Source organism: Micropruina sp. (assembly GCF_027492755.1).
Classification (GTDB): Bacteria; Actinomycetota; Actinomycetes; order Propionibacteriales; family Propionibacteriaceae; genus Micropruina.
The window spans coordinates 7,110-27,229 of the sequence record NZ_JAPUED010000032.1; the positions used below are offsets into that span (position 1 = coordinate 7,110).

Sequence of the window (20,120 nt, forward strand, 5' to 3'; positions counted from 1 at the left end):
CGTCGGCGATCGTGCTGCGGAGGGTCTCGACAAGCTCGACCAGCGGTGGGGTGGGCTCGCTCGTCGAGGTCTCGACAAGCTCGACCAGCGGTGGGGTGGATGCGCTCGCCGGGGTCTCGACAAGCTCGACCGGCGGTGAGGTGGGCTCGACCGGCGGTGAGGTGGGGTCAGTCACCGAAATCCGCCTTCCGGATGCGGGCGTGGACGCCTTTGACGAGGTCGACGACCTGGGAGATGTCGAAGTCGGTGGCGGCACTCAGGTACGCGTAGGCCAGATGGCGCTCCATGCCGTACCGGGCCTGCAGCAGGCCGAGCGCGGCCCGCACGCAGTTGGCGGTGGCGACATCCAGGTCGGCGTCCAGGCCGGTGGGGATCAGGTACTCGCGCGTCTCGGCGAGCGGTCCCGCCACCGCGCCGAACCGTTCCAGGGCCTCGGAGGCAGGCACCAGGTCAAGCCGGACGGTGGCCCGCAGCGACGCCTCCAACGCGGTCAGCGCCACCTCGCCGTCGCCCTGGGCGAAGTGCGGGTCGCCGACGTAGGCCAGCGCGCCCGGCACCTGCACCGGTAGATACAGCGTGGCGCCCTCGACCAGCAGGTTGATGTCGATGTTCCCGCCATGCGGTCCCGGCGGCACCGAATGCGGCCGGAGGTCTCCGGCCACCGCCACCCCCAGCACGCCGAGGAAGGGCCGCAGCGGAAACCGGACCGCGCCCGGCCCGTCGGTCCGCAACGGCAACTCACCGAAGTCGCCGGCGGCGGTCTCGACCACAGGGGTGAAGACGCTGACCGTGCCCGGTCCGGCGGGCAGTTCGCCGGGCAGCGCACCGCGTCCGTGCCGGTTCGAGATCACCCCGTACGGCACCCGTCGATCGAGTCGCAGCACCGTGATCGCCAGCAGGTCGCCGACCTGAGCGCCACGCACCTCGATCGGTCCGGTGACCAGGTGCGGCCCGTCCACGCTCAGATCGTGCGGACGGCTGGAGCGGGTCAGGTCGACGGCCTCGGTGAGCACCTGATCGGGCCGGACGCCGTGGCGTCCGAAGAAGGCGATCGGGTCGCGCCCCTGGTCCTCCAGCAGCCCCTCGTGGGAGAGCGTGTCGATGGTCACCGTTTCGCCGGGTGCCACGCTCAGCACGGGAGCATCGGACGCGCAGGGCAGCCGTCCCCACAACAGCTGCTCGGGACGGGCGGCCAGGTAATGGTCGCCCGGCAGCTCGCCCTCGCCGCGTTGCAGCACCGCGCCGCGCAGGTCCACCGCGCCGGTGGTCACCGCAGCTCCGGCTCGGAGCGCAGGATCTCGTCCAGCCCGGCGATGAGTTCGCCCACGTCGGCGAGATGGTCGTCCATGGCCCGACGCGCGGCCGCCGGGTCGTGCGCGGCCAGCGCCGCATACAGGCGCTGGTGTCCCTCGATCGAGTTGCGCCGGCCTTCGCGGGCCAGGTGCGATCGCAGCCGGACGTCGTGCACCAGGCCGTTCATGGCCTCGCAGACGCCCACCAGCAGCGGGTTGCCGGCGGCCACGGCCAGCCGGCGGTGGAACTCGACGTCGAGCCGCAGCGACTCTTCGGCGGTCAACCCGGCGTGGCTCTCGCGCAGGATCTCGTCGAGCTGGGCCAGGTCGAGTTCGGTGGCGCGCAGCGCGGCCAGCTCGGCGACCTGGGGCTCCACGATCCGGCGCAACTCCGCGGCTTGGGCGAACTCCCTCGCGCCCTCGTCGGTGGACGGCTCGAAGCTGAGCGCCAGCTGGGGTTCGGGGGGAGTGCAGACCACCGTGCCACGTCCCGGCCGCCGCTCGATCAGGCGGCGGTCCTCCAGGGCCCGCAGCGCCTCCCGCAGGGTGGCCCGGGAGATGTTGAGGGTGGCGCACAGCTCGCGTTCGGGCGGCAGCTTGTCGCCGGGGGAGAGGTCGTCGGCGATGTGCCGTTCGAGCCGCGCGGCCACCTCGGCACTGATGGTGCGCGGTCGCGGAGCGGTGAGAACCATGGCTGTCCTTGTGTCGGTCGTGGGCTTGTCGTCCTGGGGTGGGACGGTTGGCGGTCCCGGAATCACATTGGTATGTTGGTCGGACCAAGTTGCCTCGACTCTACCGCACCGGATCCGCCGGACGCATCGAGTGGAGGCCGCAATCCGCAGGTTGCAGCGCCGCCACCGCCCGAGGCCGGACCCCGTCCGGACGCAAGGAGGTCGTTGTGCCCGTGACCGGATCGCTGCAGCGCGTGGTGTCGCCGCTGCCGCTGATGCTGGCGCTGACGTTCTCCACCGGAATCGTGGACGCCGTCGGCTACCTCGGGCTCGACCGGGTGTTCACCGGCAACATGACCGGCAACGTGGTGATCCTGGCGATGGCGCTGACCGGCGCCGACGGGTTGCCCGTGGTCGGTCCGGTGCTCGCGCTGCTCGGCTTCGCCGCCGGTGCCGCTGCGGGCGGACGCGCGCTGCGACGGGCCGCGGTGGGCTGGTCGGCGGCGACCTCAGGAATCCTGTCCACGGTCGGGGCGTGCCTGGTGGCGGTCACGGTGATCCTCGCCGTCCCCGGCCTGGATGAGCCGCGCAAGCTGCTGGTCACCACGCTGCTCGGTGTCGCGATGGGTGCCCAGGCGGCCGCCGCCCGGCAGCTTGCGGTCAAGGATGTGACGACGGTGGTGGTCACCTCGACGATCACCGCGCTGGCGTCCGATTCGTTCCTGGGCAGCGGTGCCGGCTCACATTGGCGGCGTCGTGGCAGCGCGGTCGCCCTGATCATGGCGGGCGCGCTGGTCGGCGCGCTGCTGCTCCAACTCCATCTTGCGGCGGGGCCGGCACTCGCCGCGCTGGTCACCCTCGCCGTCACCTGGTCGGGTCACCGCGGCCGGGTCCGTCCACCCGAACCAGTGAGGACCGCATGAGCGTCAAACCCGTCGACCCGCCCCACCGGCTGCTGATGGGCCCCGGCCCGATCAACGCCGACCCTCGGGTGCTGCGCGCCATGTCCGCCGGCCTGGTCGGCCAGTACGACCCGGTGATGACCGACTACATGGCTGAGACCCAGGAGTTGTACCGGCGGGTGTTCCGCACCCGCAACGACGCCACTTTGCTGGTCGACGGCACCTCGCGAGCCGGCATCGAGGCGATCCTGGTCTCGCTGCTCGAGCCGGGCGACCGTGTGCTGGTGCCGGTCGCGGGGCGGTTCGGTCAACTGCTGGCCGAGATCGGCGAACGCTGCGGCGCCGAGGTGCACACCATCGAACGGGAGTGGGGCACCGTCTTCACCGCCGACGAGATCGAGACCGCACTCGACCGGGTCCATCCCAAGGTGCTCGCGATCGTGCAGGGGGACACCTCCACGACCATGTGCCAGCCGCTGGCCGAACTGGGCCGGCTGTGCCGCGAGCGCGGCGTGCTGTTCTACTCCGACATCACCGCCTCGATCGGCGGCAACCGGTTCGAGATGGACGCCTGGGGCCTGGACGCCGCGTCCGCCGGCCTGCAGAAATGCCTGGGTGGGCCGTCCGGCAGTTCGCCGATCAGCCTCTCGGACGCCGCGGTCGACGTGATCCACGGCCGCAGGCACATCGAGGCCGGCATCCGCGAGGACGACGACGAGGCGCTCGGCACCCGGATCGCGTCCAACTACTTCGACCTCGGGATGGTCCTGGACTACTGGGGCCCGCGGCGACTGAACCACCACACCGAGGCGACTTCGATGCTCTACGGCGCCCGCGAATGCGCCCGGCTGCTGGTCGATGAGGGCATGGACGCCGCCGTCGCCCGGCACGCGCGGCACGGCCGGGCGATGACCGCCGGCCTGGTGGCGCTGGGTCTGCGACTGTTCGGTGACCAGCGGCACCGGATGAACAACGTGGTCGCGGTGTACATCCCGGACGGCGTCAACGGCGACGCGGTACGGGCCGGCTTGCTCAACGACTTCGCGATCGAGATCGGCACCTCGTTCGGCCCCCTGCACGGCCTGGTCTGGCGGATCGGCACCATGGGCTACAACGCCCGTACCGACACCGTGCTGACGACTTTGGCCGCGTTGGAGCAGGTTCTCCGGGCCTCCGGCACCAACCCCACCCCCGGAGCCGGAGTCGCCGCCGCCAAGGAGGTGTACGCCCGATGAGGGCAGAACCCCCTTCCTCGTCATCCCGGGCCGTCTCGTCATCCTGGGCCGTCTCGTCATCCCGGGCTCGCCCCGGGATCTACGGTTTGTCGGCTTCCGCGGAGATCCCGGCGTCCGCCGGGATGACGGAAGGGGCCGGCATGACGGAAGGGGCCGGCATGACGGAAGGGGCCGGCATGACGGAAGGGGCCGGCATGACGGATGAAGCCCGGATGACGCAGGGGGATGGGACGGTGCAGGTACCCACCATGCTGGCGGCCGGCCGGCGCGCCTACGACCGCTGCGACGAGCTGGCGGCCCTGACCGCGGTCAAGGGCAGCATCCATCGCTTCCACTTGACCTCGCAGCACGCCTGGGCGAACGCCCTGGTCGGACGCTGGATGACCGCGGCCGGCCTGCGTACCCGGATCGATGCCGCCGGCAACCTGGTCGGCCGGATGGAGGGTCGTGAGCCGGGATTGCCGGCGGTGATGCTCGGCTCGCACATCGACACCGTGCCGGATGCCGGACGCTACGACGGCCCGCTGGGCGTGGTGCTCGGCATCGAGGTCGCCGAACTGCTGCGCGATCAGATGCCGTCCATGCCGCATGCCCTGGAAGTGGTGGCGTTCAGTGACGAGGAGGGCACCCGGTTCCCGCAGACCATGCTGGGTAGCAAGCCGGTCGCCGGTGAGTGGCAGGACGAGTGGCTCGACCAGACCGACCAGACCGGCACCAGCCTGCGGCAGGCGTTCAAGGACTTCGGCCTCGACCCGGCCAAGGCGCGCACCGCAGCCCGCCGTCCGGACGAACTGGTCGCCTATCTGGAGGCACACATCGAGCAGGGTCCGCTGCTGGAGGCCCAGGCCCGTCCGCTGGGGGTGGTCACCTCGATCGCCGGCGCCCGCCGTCTCGCGCTGACCATCACCGGCGAGGCCCGGCACGCCGGCGGCACCCCTTACGACCGCCGCCGGGACGCCCTGGTCGGCGCCAGTTTCGCCGTGCTGGCGATCGAGTCGATCGCTCGGCGCCGCGACATCATCGGCACTGTGGGCGCGATCGAGGCCTACCCGGGTGCGGTCAACGTCGTCCCGGGCCGGGTCGAATTCAGCCTGGACCTGCGCGCCGAGACCGACGCCGCCCGCGATGCCGGCTGGGACGAGATCCGCGACACCATCGGCCGGGTCTGCGCCGAACGGAAGCTCAACTTCCACTGGACCGAGGAGCACCGGGCGCATGCCGTGGTCTGCGCCGACTGGTTGATGGAGGCCGTCGCGGACGCCGTGGTCGTCACCGAGGGCAGCGCCGAACCGGTGCCCCGGCTGTACAGCAGGGCGGGTCATGACGCGATGGTGATGGCCGACGTCACCGAGGTCGGCATGCTTTTCATCCGTTGTGAGGACGGCATCTCACACGCCCCGGCAGAGGCGGTCACCGTCTGGGACGTCGCCCTGGCCGTGGAGGCGTTCGCCACCGCAACCCGCACCGTGCTCAGCACAGATCGGAGCCGTCATGCGTAAGATCTTCCGCTCCCGGCAGACCTTGATCGGCTCCGCGCTGGTGCCGGCCGACGTCGAGGTGGACACCGAGAGCGGGCTGATCACAGCGGTCCGCACCGGCGAGGAGCTGCGGGTCGCGCTGGCCCTGGACGCCTCCTGCGATGCCGGGCATTCGGCGTCCGGGTCGCTGGTGATCAACGTTCCGGACGAGGTGATCCAGCTTCCCGCCAACGTCGACTGCCACGTGCACGTCAACGAGCCCGGCCGCACCGAGTGGGAGGGCTTCGCCAGCGCCACCGAGGCGGCGGCCTACGGCGGCATCGGCACCATCGTCGACATGCCCCTGAACTCGATCCCGCCGACCGTGGACAGCGACGCGCTGGCGGTGAAGCGGGCGGTGGCGTCCGGCAAGATCTTCGTCGACGTGGGCCTGTGGGGCGGCGCCGTACCGAGCAACCTGGGCAGCCTGGAAGAGCTGTGGGAGCAGGGGGTCTACGGCTTCAAGTGCTTCCTGGTCGATTCCGGTGTCCCCGAGTTCCCGCCGCTGGACGGCGGTGACTTCGCCCGGGCGATGGCCGAGGTGGCGAGCTTCGACGGGCTGATGATCGTGCACGCCGAGGATCCGGACGTGCTGGGCGCCATTCCGGCCTGGTCCAGCCGGCGCTACACCGACTTCGTCGACTCGCGGCCGCCCGAGGCCGAGGTGCGCGCCATCGAGACGGTGATCGAGCAGGTGCGCCGCCACGGCACCCGCGCGCACATCCTGCACGTTTCCAGCGCACGAGCCCTGGAGCCGATCGCCGCGGCCCGGGCCGAGGGCCTGCCGCTGACCGCCGAAACCTGCCCCCACTACCTGATCTTCGACTCCGAGAACGTCCCGGACGGTGCCGCCGAGTTCAAATGCTGCCCACCGATCCGCGACCCCGGCAACCAGCGCGAGCTGTGGCAGGGGCTGGTCGCCGGCGTCCTGGACTGCGTGGTGTCGGACCATTCGCCGTCCACCGTCGAGGAGAAGACCAAGGGCGGCGGCGACCTCGCCCAGGCCTGGGGCGGCGTGTCCAGCCTGCAGGTGACCTTCCCGGCCATGGTGGACGCCGCGGCCGAGCACGGCATCGGCCTGCCGCGGGTCAGCGAATGGATGTCCGCCGGTCCGGCCCGGGTCGCCGGAGTGGCGGGCAAGGGAGTCCTCGAGGCCGGCGCGGATGCCGATCTGATCTGGTACGAGCCGGGGCGCGAGGTCGCCGTCGACGGCAGCCGGCTGGCCCATCGCAACAAGATGACCGCCTACACCGGCCGGGTGCTGTCCGGCAGCGTGCGGCGCACCGTGCTGGCCGGGAAGACGGTCTTCGACGGCCACGACCTGGCTGAGCCCGCCGGCCGGCTGCTGCGGCGGGACGGCTGACGTGCCCGGACGGGGCCGTGCGGCGGTCGAACTGGTCGCCCAGCTACGCCCCACCGGCACCAGCCAGGAGGCGGTGCTCACCGAGTTGCGGCGAGTGCTGGCCTCCGGGCGGGTGCGGGCCGGCACCGTGGTGCCGCTGGACCAGATCGCGGCCGCCTTCGGGGTGAGCCGGACGCCGGTGCGCGAGGCGCTGAAGTCGCTGATCGGCGAGGGGCTGATCCGGCACAACCACCGCGGCGGCTACCTGGTCCACGCCCCGACCCGGGACGAGTTCGTCGAGTTGTACACCATCCGCTCGGCGTTGGAACAAGCCGCCCTGGCCAGCGCCGTGCCGCGGGCCGGCGAGGCCGAGCGGCAGCTGGTCCGGGAGATCCTGGAACGGCAGCGGAACGCTCTGGCGTTCGGCGATGTCGGCGGTTGGGACGCCGAGGGCCGAGCCTTCCACGAAGCACTCGCGGCGCCCTGCAGGATGCCGCGGTTGTGCCTGCTGCTCCGTGACGCCGCCAACTCCTCGGCTACCGCCCGCCCGATGCAGCGGCTGCGGCTGGTCAGGGTGCGGTCGCTGCACGCCGACCACGAGGCGTTGGCGGAGGCGTTCAGCGAGGGCGCCGCCGAGCGGGTGGTGAGTCTGGCCGGCGAGCACCTGCACCGCGTCCGGAACTGGGTGCTGGACAGCTTCGACACGCCGTCCTGAGCCTTCGCGGAGCGAACTGGCCTTCACCCGTTGGTCGAGCTTGTCGAGACCTAAGAGGCTGCGTTGCTGAAGGGGTTTCGACAAGCTCAACCAGCGGGGGGTCGGAGCCCGGGAGGACGGGAATGATCAGCACTTCCCAACGTGCCCCGGACACGCGAATCGGCGGGGCCACCCGGAAGGGCGGCCCCGCCGTTCGGCGAGCGGATCAGTGTTCGGCGGGTTCCTTGGCGCGGGTGCCGTCGACGTGGATGTCCGGCTCGTAGGAGTCCGGACCCAGGCTGCCGCCGCTCTCCAGCGTGCGGGCCTCGGTGTCCTGCACCTGAAGCGGCGGCGCCGCGGCCAGGTCGGACGGCTCCTCCGGGGTGCCCGGCAGGAACACGTTGAAGAACAGGTTGAGAGCCACCGCCATGATCGCCGAGGCGCTGATGCCGGAGTGGAAGATGGTCACGAACCAGTCCGGGAAGCTGTGCCAGAAGTTCGACGACACCACCGGGATCAGCCCGAACGCGACCGACGCGGCCACGATCACCAGGTTGTTGTTGCCCTGGTAGTCGACCTTCGACAGGGTCCGGACGCCGGACGCCGCGACGGTGCCGAAGAGCACGATGCCGGCGCCGCCCAGCACCGGGCCCGGGATGATGCTGAACAGGGCCGCGGCCATCGGTGACAGGCCGAGGACGACCAGCAGGCCACCGCCGGCGGCGACCGCGAAGCGGCTCTTGATTCCGGAAAGGGCCACCAGGCCGACGTTCTGGGCGAACGCGGTCGCCGGGAACGAGTTGAAGACCGGCGCGATCATCGACGAGGCCATGTCGGCGCGCAGGCCGTCGCCCACCCGCCGGGCGTCGACCCTGCTGCCGACGACCTCACCGACGGCGAGCAGGTCGGCGGTGGTCTCGACCATGATCACCAGGATGACGATCAGCATCGAGATGATGGCGCCGGCCTCGAAGATCGGCATGCCGAAGGCGAACGGCTGCGGCAGCGCCACCGGGGCGGCGGCGGACACCGGCGCCAGGCTGGTCTGGCCGGTGAACAGCGCCACGATGGTGCCGATCGCCAGGCCGAGCAACACCGCCATCCGGGAGAGGATCTCGATCTTGCTGAGCACGATCACCACGGCGAAGGTCAACAGCGCCAGGCCGACGCTGGGCAGCGAGGCGAAGTTCGGGTTGGGCACGCTGGCGCCGTTGACGGTGATGGTGGCGTTGCCGGTGATCCAGCCGGCCGCGACCGGCATCAGCGACAGGCCGATCACGGTGATGATCGATCCGGTGACCACCGCGGGGAAGAATCGGACGATCCGGGCGAAGAACGGGGTGATCAGCAAGCCGATCGCGCTCGCGACGATGACGGCGCCGTAGGCGGACTGCAGGCCGACCCCGGCGCGGTCGCCGATGATCGCCAGAATGGTCGACACCGCCGCGAAGGAGGTTCCCTGGACGAGTGGCAGCTGGGCGCCGAAGCCGCGCACGCCGAGCGTCTGCAGCAGCGTGGACACGCCGCTGACGAACAGGCCGCAGGCGACCAGCAGCGCCTTGGAGGCGGTGTCCAGGCCGGCGGCGCCACCGACGATCAGCGGCACGGCGATCACGCCGCCGAACATGGCCAGGATGTGCTGGACGCCGTAGCCGATGGTGGGGCCGACGCCGAGCTTCTCGTCCTCGGGACGACTGCCGACGGGCAGGTCGGGTAGTTCTGACTCGATTGTTGTGGGTTCGTGGGTGTCGATCATGGCCGGTGGCCTCTCTGGGTGGGAGTCCGGGGGTCCGGCGGACGCGGGGCTGGTCTGCCCCGGCGTCTGCCGGCTGGGTGGGACCGGGCTATGCGCCCGGTCGTGCACGTGTTCTCGGTCAGACGAAGGTGGGGACGTCGATCCAGGCATCCGGCTCGGGGGTGACCCCGTCGCGGACGATGGTTCCCTCGATCAGGCCGTAGGGACGGTCGGCGGCCCAGAACACCTCGTTGGGGTTCTCCAGGCCGAACGGGCTGAGGTCGTAGACGAAGTGATGCTTGTTCGGCATCGCGAACTTCACCTCGGCGATCTCGGGGAAGGCTTCGATGGCGGCCTTGCCCATCTCCCACAGGGTCTGCTGCAGAGCCAGCGAGTGCACCGTGGCGAAGGTGGCCAGGAACACCTCGCTGACGCCGGCGTAGACCGCGTTGTAGTCGATGCCGGCCTCCACTGCCTCGGGCAGGTAGCGCCAGCGTCCGGTGACGGAGGTCGCCATGATCCGGTCGTTGGTCTCGACCAGGGTGGTGTACTTGTCCCGCGGGAAGCCGTGGAACTCGCTGCCGGTGGACTTCAGCACGGTGAGGTCCTTCAGGCCGGCCAGCACATGGGTCTTGCCGTCGATCTTCTGCACGGCGGCCAGCCGGGTGGCCTGACCCTTGCGGACGAAGGAGTGGTCGTGCTCTGCGCCGTCGACTCCGATGCGCTCCCACTCGTACAGCTCGGCCTGCCACAGGCCGCCCTCGATCCACTCGAAGGACGAGACGAAGTGGTCGCCCAGCTTCAGCAGGAACTCCTCGGGCGAGCCGATCCCGTACTCCTTGGCGAACGCGAAGACGGTGTTCTTCTGGGTGTCGGTGGCGACCACCAGGCCGTTGTCGCCGACCAGGTAGGAGTCGAGCAGCTGGGCACCCCGCAATTGGCTGCTGACGTTGAGATCCTCGATCTCGTGGCGGGCCGTGTCCCGGGTGATCCTGACCACCCGGTTCTCGGCCTTGCCGTATTTGTTGGCGCCGAGGCTGACGGTGACGGACATGTACTTCAACTCCCTCGATAGGTGGAATAGGCGAAAGGCGAAAGCAGCAGCGGCACGTGGTAATGGGCCGCGCCGGAATCGATGGCGACGGTGATGGTCACCGACGGATAAAAGGTGGGGATGCCGAGGTCGGCGAAGTAGGCGCCGGTGTCGAAGGTGACGTGATAGGTGCCACTGGGCAGCGTGTCGGGACCGAACGCGGGCACCCTGCCGTCGGCGTCGGTGACGCCCTGGGCGAGCACGACGAAGTCGGCGTCGGTCATCCGGACGGCGACCCCGGCGGCAGGAACGCCACGGGAACCGTCTAGGACGTGGGTGGTGACGAAGCTCATCCGACGACCTCCCGCTCGAGACGCAGCAGTGCGATCTCGCGCAACTGGCCGGCCACCATGGCCGCCTCGGTCGCGTCGTCGTTGGCCAGCCGCTCGGTCAGCGCGGCCAGCATCTCCTCGGCGGTGCGGCCGGCAGCACGGATCAGGAAGACCCTGCCGAAGCGCTCCTCGTAGTCGAGGTTCCCTTCGGCGAGCGCCTGCCGGACGGCCGCGCTGGAATTGCCGACGCCGGCCTGCTCGCCCGCCGAATGGGCGGCGTTGGTGGCGCCGAGGGCCTCCACCCGTGGCCGCTCGCCGATCCGCGGATGGTGCGCCAGGGCGCCGTCCACCTCGGCGGCGGTCCAGGTTCGGGAGGTCTCGGCGGCCCGATCGAGCAGTGCGTCCCGCGAGGTGAACGGGCGGCCGCTCACCAGTTCGCCGACCCAGGAATCGACGTCTGCGCAGGCGGCCAGCATCGCCGCGGCTGCTGCGGCGTCCAGCTGATTGAATTCTTCGACTGTCATGCGCTCCCCGAATCGCGTGGTCGGACCACTTGTTTCGGGAATGACGCTAAGTGAGCTCTTTGCGCGCCAAATGTCGCAGTTATGACGGCTGGGTAACGTCGGAAAATATCCGCCCCGGCGGCCACCGCAGTGTGGCAGGGGCATCCTTCGGACGACAAGAACCCCTGCGGGTCTGAATCCTCCTCGTTGACCGGGGAGGATTCAGACGCGCGGGGGTTCTACCGGGGAGCGATCAGCTTGAACCGAGGGTGACCTGAGCGGTGTGCTCCTGGCCGTCGCGCAGGTAGTGGATGGTGACGGTGCTGCCCGGCGCATGGAACCGGATCGCCGCGATCAGCCCATCGGCGGTGGTGGTGTTGACGTCGTCGACACGGGTCACCACATCGCCTGCCTGCAGGCCCGCCGCCTGGGCCGGGCCGCCGTCGGTGACGCCGGCCAGCGACACGCCGTCCGAGGTGGTGTCGGTGGCCGAATCGCCTGCCTGCAACCGGACGCCGAGGCTTGCGTCGGCGGCAGAACCGTTCTGGATCAGATCGTTGGCGATCCGCACCGCGACGTCGGAGGGGATGGCGAAGCCGAGGCCGATGCTGCCGGACTCACCCGAATCGCTGAGCGAGGCCCCGGCGGCGTTGATGCCGATCACCTGCCCGTTGAGGTTCACCAACGGCCCGCCGGAGTTGCCCGGATTGATCGCAGTGTCGGTCTGCACCGCCTGATAGACGGCTTCACCACTGGTGCCCGAACGCACCGGCCGGGCCGTCGCGGACACGATGCCGCTGGTCACCGTCTCGCTGAGGCCGAGCGGGGCGCCGACCGCCACCACCGACTGTCCGACGACCACCGAGGACGACTTGGCGAAGGTCGCGGGCTTGAGCAGGCTGGCTTTCGCCCCGCTGACCTTGATCACGGCCAGGTCGTTGTTGGCCGAAGTGCCGACGACGCTGGCTTGGGCGGTCGACCCGTCCTCGAAGGTGACCGTGATGTTGCTGGCTGAGCCGCCCGCCCGGGTGGGGTTGGAGGACGCGGTGCCGCTGGACACCACGTGATCGTTGGTCAGGATGTGACCGTCGGTGTCCAACACCACTCCGCTGCCGATGCTGGTGCCGCCGGCGGAGCGCACCGTGATCGTCACCACCGACGGCGAGATCTTCGCCGCTGCCGCGGTCACCGTGCCGTCCAAGGTCGCCGGTTGCGCGACGGGGACCGCACTGATCGGTGCCGAGGCGACCAACCCGGAGGGCCCCAGCAGCGCATACCCGCCGACGCCTGCACCGGCGCCGACAACTGCGGCGAGAGCGGTCGATGCGAAGAACATCGCGGCTCGCGAGCGCCGCGGCGCACGAGCCGCAGGCACTGGCGCCGCGGCCGGGGGAGCACCGAAGACGTTGCCCGGGACGTGTCCGCCGGGCGTGGGGCCGGCGGGCGTCGGTCCGCTGGTCGTGGTGGGTGTCGGGGACCATGCCCGGTCGTCCGGACGTGGTGCCTGCGGGGTCTGCCAACTGCTCATGCCACTGAGGCTGGCTCGCGATCCTGTGTGCTTCCTGTGTGCTTGCCATGGACGGCGTATGGCTCGCAATCTTTCGATCCGGGGGCCACGTCCGGACGCCGCCAACAACCGTCCGTGCTCCTGCCGGCGTCCGACGGACCTGATCATCGGGGGGCCTCGGGCAGTAGGCTGAGGCGAGTGACAGACCCCCACCCCGACGAGACGGACGCCGAGCCTGACGACGATCAGCGGCGCCGGATCTCGGACCTGGCGGCGAACGTCACCCACCTCGCCGGGAGTGTCACGCACCTGGCGGCGGAGAACGTCACCCACTTGGCCGCTAACGTCAGTCACCTGGCCGAGGACGCCTGGAACCGGCTCGATTTCCGGCGGCGGCTGGTGCTGGCAGGACTCGGACTGCGACAGGGCGCCCGCCGGATGCGCGGCTCGCTGGTGCCGATCCTGACCGCCGGCGTCGCCGCCTGGATGGCCTACGCCATCGCCCACGAATTGCTCGGTCACCCGACGCCGTTCTTCGCGCCCATCGCCTCCTGGATCTGTCTCGGGTTCACCTACAACCGCGTCCCGCGGAAGGTGCTCGAGATCGGTGCCGGAGTGGCGCTCGGCGTTGTCATCGGCGAGTTGATCCTGGCCGGCTTCGGCCCGGGCGGCTGGCAACTGGCCCTCGGGCTGCCGATCGCGGCGCTGATCGCCCGGGTGCTCGACCGCGGCGACCTGTTCACCATTCAGGCCGGGGTGAACGCCATGGTGGTGGTCGGCATGGGCACGATCGTCAGTCCGGCGACCGGTGCCGGTCCGTCGCGCTTCCTGGACGCCGTGATCGGCGCCGGCGTGGCGCTGCTGTTCACCGTGCTCTTCCCCGGCGACATCGTCTATCGGCCGCGGCGGTATGTGGCGAACCTGCTCGCCGAACTGGCGACCGCGTACAGCATGCTGGCCGAGGGGCTCCGTGAGGGGAACCGGGAGCGGCTCCGTGACGCGCACGCGCAGCTGCGAGGCATCCAGGGCATCGTGGACGACACGAAGACGGTCCTGCAATCGTCCGCGGACATCATCAGGCTCAGTCCCACGCTGCGCCGGTACCGGAGGCAGGTCGACGAGCTGAGCCGGCAGCTGGAGCTCAGCACCCGCGCGGCACACACCACCGAGATGCTGTTGCGGCAGAGCCGCGGAGTCGTCGACGAGCGTGGACCGCTGCCGATCATCGCGGGCCTGATGGACGACACCGCTGCCGCGCTGCACTCCATGTCGGGGTCGGTGCGGCACTGGAACACTCCCAAGCGGGCACGCACGCTGGCCGTCGAGTTGGCCGCTAAGTGCGCCCCGGGCGCGGCCAACATCACCGACTGGCGGCGCAACGTGCTGCTGTCGGTGATGCGCTCGGTCGCCATCGACCTGCTGCAGCTCACCGGGCTGTCTCGTGTCCAGGCGCGGGTCTACCTGCCCGACGCGGCCGGCGACATCGGTGGCCCCGAAGCCGTGGTGACCGGCGACGAGGGTTCGGCCGTGTGGGGTGCCGCGGACTTCAAGGAGTAAGGCCCACCGCTAGTTGAGCTTTGTCGAACCAGCCCACCGCTGGTTGAGCTTGTCGAAACCCCTCGGACGGGTCTCGACAAGCTCGACCAACGGCTCTCGGACGGACAAGCTCGATCAACGGGTGTTCCGCCTCACGGCAGCGGCTCGCCCTTCATCATCCGCGACTTGTAGACGTTGCTGATCACCACGCCGTCCAGGAAGGCGGTGAGCCGCTGAGCCTCCGCCTCGAGCAGTTCGGTGTGCGCGGGGGAGAGCGGCGTGCAGGGAATCACCCGGACGCGACCCTCGTCGTCCTGCACCCAGCAGCCGACGATCCGGCCGTCGATCCAGGCGGTGGTGCCGCCGTTGCCGTTGCTGTCGAACAGGTGCGGGACGAGTTCCGGCGCCACATAGAAGGCCCGCTCGCGCCAGCCCATCGTCGTCGGGTCGAGGGTCGGCAACAGCGCGGCCCAGTGCGCGGACGGCTCGTCGTCGAGCGAGTCGTCGCCGGGCAGCACGAACCCGGTGGCACCCGAGTCGAGCACCACCGGCACCGCGTCAACCTCCGCGAGCGCTGCCCGCACCGACGCCTTGGTGGCACCGAGCCACCACGCCAGGTCGGCCTCGGTGCCCGGACCGAACGCCGCCAGCCAGGACCGCACCAAGCTGGCGTAGCCCTCCGCAACCGGCAGTGGCTCGGGCACGTCGCCCAGCCAGGTCCCGGTCAGCGTCCACAGCGGACGCGACGTCCGCCAGTGGCCCTCGCTGTGCGCCCGGACGATGAGATGCTCCGCGCCCAGCAGGGTCAGCAGCCGGGGTGCGAACGGCAGGTCGGCGACGGACCAGCGCGAGCCCGGCACCCCCTTCGTCCGACCGTGCAACTCCGGCAGCTCTTCACGGAGCTGCCGGGCCGACAGCTCCGAGCCGTCGGCCAGCCGCTCCAGCACCGCCGCCCGGGCCCTGTTGATCCACCGGGCGCCGTCGTCGGCCACCCCGTCCCGCTCCAGGTCGCGGGTCAGCTGATTGCGTTGCTGGACGGCGACCCGTTCCGAGGCGCTGCCCCAGACCGCGGGCAGCGCCTCGACCGGGAACGCGAACAACGTCCGCCGCATCGCCAACTGCTTGACCAGGGCCCGGTCGTCGTACAGCGCCTGCTCGACCGCCGACACGGTGGGATCTCGCAGCCGGGCCGCCGCGGCCAGGTGCACGGTCGAGGCGTCCGTGGCGTGGAAGGCGACCAGCGCCCGTCCGACAGCGACCGGGTCGTCCAACCGGTGCTCGGGGTGCAGGGCGTGCCGGCGGGCCAACCGTGCCCGTCGAGCGGAGTCCGGAAACCGCATGACGGCATCCTGCCCGACGCCACCGACAAGTCGACCGGCGATCCCGCTCGACCGATCGGGCGTTTTGTGAGTATGGTGTGCAACGTGTCACGGTTCAGCCTCATCCTTGGCTGCCGCAACGAGGCCTCGATCTGATTTCAGGCTTCCTCGTTGCGGAGAGTTCGCACGTGCCTGAATCCCATCGAACCGCCGAGGATCCTCAATGACCACCACCGTCAATCAATTCGGGACGCGCGTCCAACCCACGCCGGTGCAGCAGCCGTCGCCGATGCCGTTTCAGCGCTACACCCCGTTCGTGCCGGTCGATCTGCCCGATCGCACCTGGCCGGCGAAGAAGATCACCCACGCGCCGCGCTGGCTCTCCACCGATCTGCGCGACGGCAACCAGGCGCTGATCGACCCGATGACCCCTTCCCGCAAGAAGAAGATGTTCGACCTGCTGGTGAAGATGGGTTACAAGGAGATCGAGGTGGGTTTCCCCTCGGCTTCGCAGACCGATTTCGACTTCGTCCGGGATCTGATCGTCGGCGGTCATATTCCCGACGACGTCACCATCAGCGTCCTCACCCAAGCCCGTGAGGATCTGATCGAACGCACCGCCCAGTCCCTGATCGGGGCGCAGCGGGCGACCATCCACCTGTACAACGCGACCGCGGAACTGTTCCGGAGGGTGGTATTCGGCATCGACGAGGCGCAGTGCATCGCACTGGCGACCCGGGGTACCGAGCTGGTGATGAAATACGCCGAGCAGAATCTGGGCGATGTCGAATTCGGCTATCAGTACTCACCGGAGATCTTCACCCAGACTCCGACCGATTATGCGGTGGAGGTGTGTAACGCGGTCATGGACGTCTGGCAGCCGTCCGAAGGCCGCGAGATCATCCTGAACCTGCCGGCCACGGTGGAGCGCTCCACGCCGAACACCTATGCCGACCAGATCGAGTATTTCGGACGACACGTCCGCAACCGCGAGCATGTGGCGATCTCGCTGCACCCGCACAACGACCGCGGCACCGCGGTCGCGGCCACCGAATTGGCAATCATGGCCGGCGCCGATCGCGTCGAAGGCTGCCTGTTCGGTCATGGCGAACGAACGGGAAATGTGTGCCTGGTGACCCTGGGCATGAACCTGTTCAGCCAGGGCATCGACCCGCAGATCGACTTCTCCGACATCGACGAGATCCGTCGCACGGTGGAGTACTGCACCAACCTGCCGGTCCATCCGCGCCACCCATACGCGGGGGACCTGGTCTACACCGCCTTCTCGGGGTCCCACCAGGACGCCATCAAGAAGGGGTTGGAGGCGTTGGCCAAACAGGCCGCCGCCGAGGGCATCGGGGTTCACGAGATCCCGTGGGAGGCGCCGTACCTGCCGGTCGATCCGCACGATGTGGGACGCAGCTACGAGGCCGTGATCAGGGTGAACAGCCAGTCCGGCAAGGGCGGAATGGCCTACATCATGAAGTCCGAGCACCATATGGAGCTGCCACGGCGGTTGCAGATGGAGTTCAGCCGGGTCGTCCAGCAGCACATGGACGCCGAGGGTGGCGAGGTGACCCCGGATCAGCTGTGGAATTACTTCACCGCCGAATACCTGGGGGACACCGAGCCGCTCGAGCTGATCAGCGTTCCCGACATCAGCAACGGCGGCCGCTACACGGTGACCGCGAACGTGCGGGTGAAGGGCGTTGAGAAGACGCTGATCGGTGAGGGTAACGGTGCGTTGGACGCCTTCGCCGATGCGGTCAGCATTCTGGGCTACGAGGTGCGGGTGCTGGACTACACCTCGCATGCACTGTCGTCCGGCACGGACGCGGTCGCGGTCGCCTACGTCGAGACCGAGATCGGGCACGGCGACGACACCCGGGTGATCTGGGGCGTCGGCATGCACGAGTCGATCACCACCGCGGCGCAGAAGGCCGTGATCGGCGCCATCAACCGGGCGGCACGCACCCGCGACTAGCAACACGCGACCAGCACAACGGGGACGGTTCCCCGGTCACTCATGAGTGACCGGAGGACCGTCCCCTTTGGCATGCGCGGTTCCGGGAGAACAGCAGGGAACCGGTGCCCATACCAGCCAGCAAGACACGGCGAATCGCCGTCGAGTTGAAGCGGACCCGCACTTTTTGATAGGTCTATTCCGGTTGGCACCCCCGGTCACCCCCCGGTCGGGCATGTCGACGTGGACATAAGGGGACGAAGTGGCGCGTCGTCCACGCGGGCAACTGCGACAGGACATCCTGGAAACCGTTATCGAGCTGTTGATCGGCACCGGTGACGTCGACTCTGTGTCGATTGATTCGGTCGTCGAGCGAGTGGGTTGTACCCCACCAGCTCTCTACTACTACTTTCCGACAAAGACTGACCTGCTGCGGCAGGCCTGCGAGGCGGAATTCCAAAAGCTGGCCGATCACATCGAGGCTGACGTAGCCGAGTTGCCCGGCGGCTCGGTGGTGCAACTCGTCCGACGCGGCTACGCATTGCTGCATTGGGCGGGCGCGCATCCGGCGTTGTATCGAATCTTGTTCATGGGGACGAGGCGTACCGCCATCGTCACCGAGACAAGTCTGAGCGACGATCCGAGCCTGCGGGCGCTCGCCGCGAATATCGAATCCGCGGTGGCCGATGGTCTGATCAAGCCCCAGAATGTCCAGCTGCTGACCCTGTCTCTGTGGGGCACGGTGCACGGTTTCGCCTCGCTCGCGGTGTCCTTCCCGATGATTCCGATGCCGGAGTTGGAGGGGTCGATGCGGCTGGCGATGGAGTCGATCGGCGATCGGATGCTCACCGAGTGCGGGCGTGAGTCCTGGCGGTTGGCTGAGCGGCTTCAGGCCGGTGAGACTGCGTCATCGGCCCAAGCCGGACGCCCCTAGGATCGGGTGCATGCCCAAGGTCTTGACGGAACTTCCCCTCGGCGAGCGCGTCGGTCTCGCCTTCTCCGGTGGTCTGGACACCTCGGTGGCCGTCGCGTGGATGCGCGAGAAGGGGTCGATCCCCTGCACCTACACGGCGAATCTGGGGCAGTACGACGAGCCTGACATCGAGTCGGTCCCGGGGCGTGCCGCCGAGTACGGCGCCGAGGTCTACCGGATGGTCGATTGCACCGCTGCGATGGTCGAAGAGGGCCTGGTGGCGCTGGTCTGTGGCGCCTTCCACATTCGCAGCGCAGGCCGCACCTACTTCAACACCACCCCGATCGGACGCGCCGTCACCGGCACCATGCTGGTCCGGGCGATGCGCTCCGACGACGTCTGGATCTGGGGCGACGGCTCCACCTACAAGGGCAACGACATCGAGCGGTTCTACCGCTACGGGCTGCTGGCCAACCCGCGACTGCGGATCTACAAGCCGTGGCTCGACCATGCTTTCGTCAGCGAGCTCGGCGGCCGGACCGAGATGAGCCAGTGGCTGCATGAGCGCGGCCTGCCCTACCGCGACTCGAAAGAGAAGGCGTACTCCACCGACGCCAACATCTGGGGCGCCACCCACGAGGCGAAGGATCTCGAGTCGCTGGACGCCAGCATCGAGATCGTCGAGCCGATCATGGGCGTGCGGTTCTGGGACCCCGCCGTGGAGATCGCCACCGAGGACGTCACCATCGCCTTCGAGCAGGGCCGTCCGGTCTCGATCAACGGCGTGACCTTCCCCGACGCGGTCGCGCTGGTCCGTGAGGCCAACGCGATCGGCGGACGGCACGGGCTCGGCATGTCCGACCAGATCGAGAACCGGATCATCGAGGCCAAGAGCCGCGGCATCTACGAGGCGCCCGGCATGGCGCTGCTGCACATCGCCTACGAGCGGCTGCTGAACGCCATCCACAACGAGGACACCCTGGCCAACTACCACGCCGAGGGCCGCAAGCTCGGCCGGCTGATGTATGAGGGCCGCTGGCTCGACCCGCAGTCGCTGATGCTGCGCGAATCGCTGCAGCGCTGGGTGGGCTCTGCGGTCACCGGCTCGGTCACCGTACGGCTGCGCCGTGGTGACGACTACTCGCTGCTGGACACGTCCGGCCCCTCGCTGTCGTACCACCCGGAGAAGCTGTCCATGGAGCGGGTCGGTGACGCCGCCTTCGGCCCGACGGACCGGATCGGCCAGCTCACCATGCGCAACCTCGACATCGCCGACTCGCGCACCCGGCTGGAGCAGTACGCCCACCTCGGCCTGGTCGGCGGCGCGGTGTCGTCCCTGGTCGGCGAGCTCGAGGAGGGTGCCGCCCGCGGCATCACCGAGATCGAGGCGACCGTCCTGGATGCCGAGGTCGAGCAGGCCACCGATAGCGCCGGTATGGAGTTCGGCGCCGACTGACGTCGTCCGCCCGGTGGCTCCGGCGACCGTGCTGGCACGCCCGTCCATCCTCCGTCGGCGCTCGCCCCTAAAGCCCTCCCTAACTAGTTCTGCCCTCCCGCATGCGGGAGGGCAGAACTAGTTAGGGAGGGCCTTTTCGTGCGGACTGGAGGGGTGAGGAGGCTTGTGGG

At 69.5% G+C, this 20,120-nt stretch carries 17 protein-coding genes; 9 read left to right on the forward strand and 8 right to left on the reverse strand.

The genetic code is table 11. The features are described from left to right. Positions 1-167 precede the first annotated feature (167 nt). Both Q0066_RS01875 and Q0066_RS01880 read right to left on the reverse strand, forming a co-directional pair. Positions 168-1,271, reverse strand: a complete 1,104-nt coding sequence (locus Q0066_RS01875) for an acetamidase/formamidase family protein (protein ID WP_298129495.1) — start codon at positions 1,269-1,271, stop codon at positions 168-170. Further along, positions 1,268-1,984, reverse strand: a complete 717-nt coding sequence (locus tag Q0066_RS01880) for an FCD domain-containing protein (protein WP_298129497.1) — start codon at positions 1,982-1,984, stop codon at positions 1,268-1,270. Before Q0066_RS01880 ends, Q0066_RS01875 begins: the two co-directional genes overlap by 4 nt. Positions 1,985-2,190: 206 nt before the next feature. Between Q0066_RS01880 and Q0066_RS01885 the strand changes: the two genes are divergently transcribed. The 5 genes from Q0066_RS01885 to Q0066_RS01905 all read left to right on the forward strand — a co-directional run bounded on the left by Q0066_RS01885 (position 2,191) and on the right by Q0066_RS01905 (position 7,674). Beyond that, positions 2,191-2,886, forward strand: coding sequence for a DUF1275 family protein (locus Q0066_RS01885; protein ID WP_298129499.1), 696 nt, complete (start codon positions 2,191-2,193; stop codon positions 2,884-2,886). Beyond that, entirely contained in the window at positions 2,883-4,100 is a 1,218-nt protein-coding gene (locus Q0066_RS01890) for an alanine--glyoxylate aminotransferase family protein (protein ID WP_298129500.1), read from the forward strand. Before Q0066_RS01885 ends, Q0066_RS01890 begins: the two co-directional genes overlap by 4 nt. Before the next feature lie 212 nt (positions 4,101-4,312). Further along, entirely contained in the window at positions 4,313-5,599 is a 1,287-nt protein-coding gene (locus tag Q0066_RS01895) for an allantoate amidohydrolase (protein ID WP_298129502.1), read from the forward strand. Next, positions 5,592-6,980, forward strand: coding sequence for an allantoinase AllB (allB, locus tag Q0066_RS01900; RefSeq protein WP_298129505.1), 1,389 nt, complete (start codon positions 5,592-5,594; stop codon positions 6,978-6,980). Before Q0066_RS01895 ends, allB begins: the two co-directional genes overlap by 8 nt. A 1-nt stretch (position 6,981) precedes the next feature. Continuing rightward, positions 6,982-7,674, forward strand: a complete 693-nt coding sequence (locus Q0066_RS01905) for a GntR family transcriptional regulator (protein WP_298129507.1) — start codon at positions 6,982-6,984, stop codon at positions 7,672-7,674. A 205-nt stretch (positions 7,675-7,879) separates the two neighbouring features. Here Q0066_RS01905 and Q0066_RS01910 read toward each other — a convergent pair whose 3' ends face one another. The 5 genes from Q0066_RS01910 to Q0066_RS01930 form a co-directional block, all read right to left on the reverse strand. Next, the gene (locus tag Q0066_RS01910) at positions 7,880-9,409 is read right to left on the reverse strand and encodes a nucleobase:cation symporter-2 family protein (protein ID WP_298129509.1); all 1,530 of its coding nucleotides are present in this window, start codon (positions 9,407-9,409) and stop codon (positions 7,880-7,882) included. Between the two features lie 118 nt (positions 9,410-9,527). Then, positions 9,528-10,442 (reverse strand): factor-independent urate hydroxylase, encoded by a 915-nt coding sequence (gene pucL / locus Q0066_RS01915; RefSeq protein WP_298129511.1) that lies wholly within the window; start codon positions 10,440-10,442, stop codon positions 9,528-9,530. 5 nt (positions 10,443-10,447) lie between these two features. After that, positions 10,448-10,774, reverse strand: a complete 327-nt coding sequence (gene uraH, locus Q0066_RS01920; RefSeq protein ID WP_298129513.1) for a hydroxyisourate hydrolase — start codon at positions 10,772-10,774, stop codon at positions 10,448-10,450. Further along, positions 10,771-11,277 (reverse strand): 2-oxo-4-hydroxy-4-carboxy-5-ureidoimidazoline decarboxylase, encoded by a 507-nt coding sequence (gene uraD, locus Q0066_RS01925; protein ID WP_298129515.1) that lies wholly within the window; start codon positions 11,275-11,277, stop codon positions 10,771-10,773. The genes uraH and uraD overlap by 4 nt, the downstream gene beginning before the upstream one ends. A gap of 232 nt (positions 11,278-11,509) precedes the next feature. Next, positions 11,510-12,784: a trypsin-like peptidase domain-containing protein gene (locus tag Q0066_RS01930; RefSeq protein WP_298129517.1), complete on the reverse strand. Its 1,275-nt coding sequence runs from the start codon at positions 12,782-12,784 to the stop codon at positions 11,510-11,512. 177 nt (positions 12,785-12,961) lie between these two features. Here Q0066_RS01930 and Q0066_RS01935 point away from each other — a divergent pair, with 177 nt between their 5' ends. After that, on the forward strand, positions 12,962-14,320 hold the full coding sequence (locus Q0066_RS01935; RefSeq protein ID WP_298129519.1) for an FUSC family protein: 1,359 nt from the start codon (positions 12,962-12,964) through the stop codon (positions 14,318-14,320). A 131-nt stretch (positions 14,321-14,451) separates the two neighbouring features. On the opposite strand, the gene Q0066_RS01940 is transcribed toward Q0066_RS01935, so the two are convergent. Beyond that, on the reverse strand, positions 14,452-15,639 hold the full coding sequence (locus Q0066_RS01940) for a winged helix DNA-binding domain-containing protein (RefSeq protein ID WP_298129521.1): 1,188 nt from the start codon (positions 15,637-15,639) through the stop codon (positions 14,452-14,454). Between the two features lie 202 nt (positions 15,640-15,841). On the opposite strand from Q0066_RS01940, the gene leuA reads away from it, so the two are divergent. The 3 genes from leuA to argG all read left to right on the forward strand — a co-directional run bounded on the left by leuA (position 15,842) and on the right by argG (position 19,950). Continuing rightward, entirely contained in the window at positions 15,842-17,602 is a 1,761-nt protein-coding gene (gene leuA, locus Q0066_RS01945) for a 2-isopropylmalate synthase (protein ID WP_298129523.1), read from the forward strand. 241 nt (positions 17,603-17,843) lie between these two features. Next, the gene (locus Q0066_RS01950) at positions 17,844-18,515 is read left to right on the forward strand and encodes a TetR/AcrR family transcriptional regulator (protein ID WP_298129525.1); all 672 of its coding nucleotides are present in this window, start codon (positions 17,844-17,846) and stop codon (positions 18,513-18,515) included. Positions 18,516-18,525: 10 nt separating this feature from the next. Next, positions 18,526-19,950 (forward strand): argininosuccinate synthase, encoded by a 1,425-nt coding sequence (gene argG / locus Q0066_RS01955; protein ID WP_298129527.1) that lies wholly within the window; start codon positions 18,526-18,528, stop codon positions 19,948-19,950. The last annotated feature ends 170 nt before the right edge of the window (positions 19,951-20,120 follow it).

Bases quoted from the DNA above. Each gene is read 5' to 3' on its own strand.
- Q0066_RS01880 (WP_298129497.1), bottom strand. From the start codon at position 1,984: ATGGTTCTCACCGCTCCGCGACCGCGCACCATCAGTGCCGAGGTGGCC.
- Q0066_RS01890 (WP_298129500.1), top strand. From the start codon at position 2,883: ATGAGCGTCAAACCCGTCGACCCGCCCCACCGGCTGCTGATGGGCCCC.
- Q0066_RS01895 (WP_298129502.1), top strand. From the start codon at position 4,313: ATGACGCAGGGGGATGGGACGGTGCAGGTACCCACCATGCTGGCGGCC.
- allB (WP_298129505.1), top strand. From the start codon at position 5,592: ATGCGTAAGATCTTCCGCTCCCGGCAGACCTTGATCGGCTCCGCGCTG.
- Q0066_RS01910 (WP_298129509.1), bottom strand. From the start codon at position 9,409: ATGATCGACACCCACGAACCCACAACAATCGAGTCAGAACTACCCGAC.
- pucL (WP_298129511.1), bottom strand. From the start codon at position 10,442: ATGTCCGTCACCGTCAGCCTCGGCGCCAACAAATACGGCAAGGCCGAG.
- uraH (WP_298129513.1), bottom strand. From the start codon at position 10,774: ATGAGCTTCGTCACCACCCACGTCCTAGACGGTTCCCGTGGCGTTCCT.
- uraD (WP_298129515.1), bottom strand. From the start codon at position 11,277: ATGACAGTCGAAGAATTCAATCAGCTGGACGCCGCAGCAGCCGCGGCG.
- Q0066_RS01930 (WP_298129517.1), bottom strand. From the start codon at position 12,784: ATGAGCAGTTGGCAGACCCCGCAGGCACCACGTCCGGACGACCGGGCA.
- Q0066_RS01940 (WP_298129521.1), bottom strand. From the start codon at position 15,639: ATGCGGTTTCCGGACTCCGCTCGACGGGCACGGTTGGCCCGCCGGCAC.
- leuA (WP_298129523.1), top strand. From the start codon at position 15,842: ATGACCACCACCGTCAATCAATTCGGGACGCGCGTCCAACCCACGCCG.
- argG (WP_298129527.1), top strand. From the start codon at position 18,526: ATGCCCAAGGTCTTGACGGAACTTCCCCTCGGCGAGCGCGTCGGTCTC.